We start from the raw sequence: 1,161 nt of genomic DNA, 5'->3' as shown, positions 1-1,161 counted from the left end.
GGTCTCGACGGCGCTGCGGCTGCGCGTGACCGCCGCCTGCATCGCCGCCATCTCCTCGCGGAGACCGCCGAGCCGGGCGCGGATCTCGTCCGTCGCCTTCGCGGTCTGCGCGGAGAGCATCTTCACTTCCGCCGCGACGACCGCGAAGCCCCGGCCGGCCTCACCGGCCCGGGCGGCCTCGATGGTGGCGTTGAGGGCCAGCAGGTTGGTCTGGGCCGAGATCGCCGCGATGGTGCCGGCCATCTCCTCGATCCGCAGGGCGGCGGCCGAGAAGCTGTCGAGCCGGCTGCCGATCTCGTCGGTGCCCTGCTCGATCCCGCGCATGCCGTCGCTGGCGCGCTGGAGGTCGTCGACGCAGGTGGCGATGCCGGCGCGGGCGGTCTCGGCGGTCTCGGCCGCCGAGGAGGAGCGGGCCGCGATCTCGCTGGTGCTGGCGGCCAGTTCCTCGCTGGCGGCGGCGATCAGCCGGGCCTGCTCGGCGGTGCCGGAGGCGTCGTGCGTCATCCAGCCGATCGAGGTGCCGGCCTCCGAGGCCGCGGCCGACAGGCGCGCCAGGAGCGCCATCAATTCGCGGTCGGGCACGGCAGCCTGCGGGACGATGTCCAGGACGGTCGTTGCAACGGGCGCGGACGTCTGGGCGTCGGCCGTCACCGCGGTCCCGGCCAGCTCCGGGGCCGGGCGCTTGCGGCGCAAACTCAACATGCGGGGGCTCCTGCGAACGTCGATTCGGGAGCCATATTCGCATGGAACCTTCAACCGAAGGTGAAGGATAACCGTCCCTTATTGGAATTGGACGAAGCCGCGATCCCCTGTCGGCACCCCCGGACGACAACCGTCCGGGGGTGCCGTCGCATCTCACTCGCCGGTCAGGGCGGCCTTGGTGCGGGACCACCAGCCGGCGCGCTTGGGCCGGTCCGGATCGCTGGGCTGGGTCAGCACCACAGCAACCGGCTCGGGCGGCGGGGCGGCCTCCGTCGGCGCCGCCTCGGGCGGGGCCTCCGCGGCCTGCGTCTCGAACCGCTCCGCAGCCTGCCTCTCGAACCGTTCCGCGGACTCCGGAGCGGCCGCGACCGGCAACTCGACGGCGACCTCGTCGTGGACGGGGGACGGCGCGGCCTCGACCGCCTCGGCCACCGCCTCGGCGCTCACCGGCTCCTCGGC

The 1,161-nt window shown here is 74.0% G+C and carries 2 protein-coding genes; both read right to left on the bottom strand.

The genetic code is table 11. The features are described 5' to 3' along the window. On the bottom strand, positions 1–702 hold a 702-nt coding region (locus FV228_RS30380; RefSeq protein ID WP_246694090.1), incomplete at its 3' end, for a methyl-accepting chemotaxis protein. Positions 703–855: 153 nt separating this feature from the next. Further along, positions 856–1,161, bottom strand: a 306-nt coding sequence (locus FV228_RS30375) for a hypothetical protein (protein WP_147857809.1), incomplete at its 5' end; no start/stop codon positions are given.

The sequence above is a fragment of the Methylobacterium sp. WL18 genome (assembly GCF_008040015.1).
Classification (GTDB): domain Bacteria; phylum Pseudomonadota; class Alphaproteobacteria; order Rhizobiales; family Beijerinckiaceae; genus Methylobacterium; species Methylobacterium mesophilicum.
Note: the sequence above shows the minus strand (reverse complement) of the source record. Positions and strands in the feature narration are given on the sequence as shown.